Source organism: Acinetobacter sp. UNC436CL71CviS28, from assembly GCF_000620525.1.
GTDB classification, from domain to species: domain Bacteria; phylum Pseudomonadota; class Gammaproteobacteria; order Pseudomonadales; family Moraxellaceae; genus Acinetobacter; species Acinetobacter radioresistens.
This window is the reverse complement of sequence record NZ_JIBB01000074.1, coordinates 1-3422: the sequence shown is the minus strand read 5'-3', so window position 1 is coordinate 3422 and position 3422 is coordinate 1. Positions and strand designations below refer to the sequence as shown.

At 44.0% G+C, this 3422-nt stretch carries 2 protein-coding genes; both read right to left on the bottom strand.

Going from position 1 to position 3422, the window contains the following annotated elements; all coding sequences use genetic code 11:
- Positions 1-73: 73 nt before the first annotated feature.
- Entirely contained in the window at positions 74-934 is an 861-nt protein-coding gene (locus tag N518_RS0114990) for an MBL fold metallo-hydrolase (RefSeq protein WP_005025930.1), read from the bottom strand.
- A 223-nt stretch (positions 935-1157) separates the two neighbouring features.
- Positions 1158-3272, bottom strand: a complete 2115-nt coding sequence (gene paaZ / locus N518_RS0114985) for a phenylacetic acid degradation bifunctional protein PaaZ (protein ID WP_005025929.1) — start codon at positions 3270-3272, stop codon at positions 1158-1160.
- Positions 3273-3422 lie beyond the last annotated feature (150 nt).

The following is a 3422-nucleotide window of genomic DNA, read 5'->3' as shown; positions in this document are numbered from 1 at the left end:
TGACATTATTTCAATGAGTTATCTATTTTTGTCGTGTACAGAGAAAATTATTATAAAATTTACTCGAAGCGAGCTATTTGAAGAAGGACGCAGGTAACTCTGCCGAACGGCCACTCAGGCGTTCAAAATCATGACTATCATGCGAGCAAAATATATCAATTTCATGTGCATGGTGCTGATGAAGCTGGCGTAAACGGGCCTGATTAGAGAGACGCGCTTTACGGTCTTTTTCCAGCATGGTCTGGTAAAAACGCAGGCCAGGGGTACAGCATGGGCTGACGGGATCTATTTCCTTATGATAAAAATAGGCATCAGCAGCATTAAGTAGCCATTTATCTCCAGCCTGAATGGCAATGCCGGCATGACCATGTGTATGACCTGAAAGAGGAACAAATAAAATCTCAGGTGGTAACCCATCCAAATCTCTTACTGAATTAAAACCATACCAGCCTTCTCCTGCATCAGGGTTATATACTTTCCATTTCTCGCGATAAGACCACTGCTGTGGACGAAAACGCTGCCGGTCCAGCCAGGTCTTTTGCGAAAGGGCATAATCCCGTTCTGTTTGCATCATATGAACAGTAGCATGGGGAAAATCATCCAGTCCGCCAGCGTGGTCAAAATCCAGATGCGATAAAATGATATGTCTTACATCACGCGGGTCATAGCCTAAACGTTCAATCTGCCGGATTGCTGTCATTTCTTCACGCCACTCTGGACTGACCAGAAAACGGAAAAACCAGCCAAGGCGGGTACGTGGAGAAGCAATGTCACGTAATCCAAAACCAGTATCAACCAGTACCAGACTATCAGCTGTTTCAATCAGCACACAGGTACAGGTTAAACGCCCCCGCAACTTGGCATAAGAAAAGCCATCCATCAAGGCACCACCTAAAGGACAGGTTGAAATACTGTTCAGGAAATGGATACGCATCAGATCATCTCTTTATCAGCTTATATGTTTCACTTCTAACATGGTATAGAGTGAAGTACAGTATCCTAATTTTATGTTTTGTTATAAGTAAATGATTTAGGTAAATTATGACTATTTTTACTTATTATATCAAATAGTTATTTTTTTTAGGTTTATTCTATAAATAGCTATATTTCAGGATAAAAGCCCTTCAGCAGACTTTTATCCCGAACTTTACCTGCATTTATGCAGCGCGTTCGACCAGCGTCAGAATGTCATAGGTTGCTACCAGTTCATTACGCTGGTTTTTAACCTTGATATCCCAGACAACCACACCATGTGATTTCTGGTCTGGCTCACGTTGAGGTTTTGGCGTTTTTTGCTTACAGGTTAATTCAACCTGAATAGTATCATCTATTTTTACCGGCTCAACAAAACGCAGGTTATCCATACCATAATTGGCAATAACCGGTCCTGGTGCTGCCTCTACAAACAGGCCCGCTGCGGCAGATACAACAAAATACCCATGAGCCACGCGTTCACCAAATAATGAATCTGCCGCGGCAATCTTGTCCATATGGGCATAGAAGTGGTCACCACTCAAGTAGGCAAAATTTACGATATCCGCTTCGGTAACTGTCCGACGTGCTGTAAGCAGGCGTTCACCAATTTGCAGCTCGTCAAAGCTTTTCTTAAATGGATGTACGCGATCTTCAAACACCCTTGAACCTGCTGTCCAGCTATGTCCAATCTGTGTCATGACGTCAGGTGAACCCTGAATGGCTGTACGCTGCATATAATGTTTTACTGCTCGCAGGCCTCCGAGCTCTTCTCCACCACCTGCACGGCCTGGCCCACCATGAACCAGATGCGGTAAGGGTGAGCCGTGACCGGTACTCTCTTTTGCATTTTCTGTATCCAGAATATGAATACGACCATGCCACGGCGCAATTTTTGCGATCAGACTTTCAATATTTTGCTCTGTATTGCGAACAATTGAAGCAACGAGACTACCTTCACCACGGGCAACCAGCTCAGTCAGCTCAGTTTGGTTTTGATAAGGCATCAAAGTTACAACCGGACCAAAAGCCTCAATCTCGTGCACATATCTTGCAGTGACCGGATTTGAACAGCACAGTAAGGTAGGCGGATAAAATGCACCTTTTTCAGGAGAGTCTGAGTGAAACTGAAAATTCTGATCATTATGTCCACCAAAGACAATCTTTGCTTCTTGGCTCAGCAGTTCGACTTTTTCAGCGACATCATATTTTTGTTTGAGACTGGCAAGCGCACCCATCGTCACATTTTCATGTTCTGGATCACCGACTACAACTTTTTCCAGTCGGGCCAGCAGTTTTTGTTGCACTGTATCCAGCAGGAAAGCCGGCACGAAAGCCCGACGAATGGCAGTACATTTCTGCCCGGCTTTTGAGGTCATCTCCCGATAAACCTCACGGACGAACAGTTCAATAGTTTCTTCGCTGGCTCCTTCGGTTAAAATGGCACTGTTTACTGAGTCTGCTTCCATGCTGAACGGAATCGAGTAGCGGTTAAGATGAGGGTGGGCGCGTAATTTCTGTCCGGTTGTTGCAGAGCCAGTGAAAGTTACGATATCTTGTGGACCTAATTGTTCCAGCAGATCATAAGTTTGACCACATATTAACTGTAAAGTGCCTTCAGGCAGAAAACCGCTGGCATAAATAGCCTGAACCACAGCATGTGTAAGTTCTGCGCCTTCTGTCGCAGGTTTAACAATACAAGGGACACCGGCAAGCAGCGCTGGTGCAATTTTCTCTAGCATCCCCCAAACCGGAAAATTAAAGGCATTAATATGTACGGCAACACCAGCCTTAGGAGTAAGGAGATGCTTTGCTCCAAAGGTGCCCTGTTTGGAAAGTGGAATCCAGTTATCTTCAATCAATACTATTTCATCACTGAGTTCACGGCGTACCAGACTGGAGTAGGCAAACAGTGTACCTATACCACCTTCAATATCGACCCAGGCATCCTTACGGGTACAGCCGGTTGCTTTCGCCAGTTCATAATAGGCCTCCTTACGTTCCAGCAAATATTGTGCTACCTGCTTGAGCGCATGTGCGCGCTGATGAAAACTCCATGTCGCAATAAGTGAACCTTGAGTTTTGGCATAGTTAACCACTGTCTGCATATCAATACCATAACTGCTGACCTGATAAACAGCTTCACCAGTAATGGCGTGATAGACAGTACGTAAATCCTGCTGGGCAATATATTCCTGTCCACAGACAAGCGAGCTTAAGGTTTTTACCGGTCTTCTTGGATTGCCTGCTTGGGTATGATCATTTTCCGTATAAGGTGTACCTGTTTCCAGTTCGAGCATTACAAACTCCCTTTTATGATACTTATTTAAATAAATTTTAATTATCCTGTCATATAATTTGATTTCTAAAAATGAAATTGTCAAGGCTTTGTTGCACAAACCTATCTGTAAAGGCTTTTTCAGCGATATAATTTTCAAATGAAGAAGCCT

Excerpts from the sequence above, each read along its gene's own strand:
- paaZ (WP_005025929.1), bottom strand. The coding sequence starts at position 3,272 with ATGCTCGAACTGGAAACAGGTACACCTTATACGGAAAATGATCATACC.
- N518_RS0114990 (WP_005025930.1), bottom strand. The coding sequence starts at position 934 with ATGCGTATCCATTTCCTGAACAGTATTTCAACCTGTCCTTTAGGTGGT.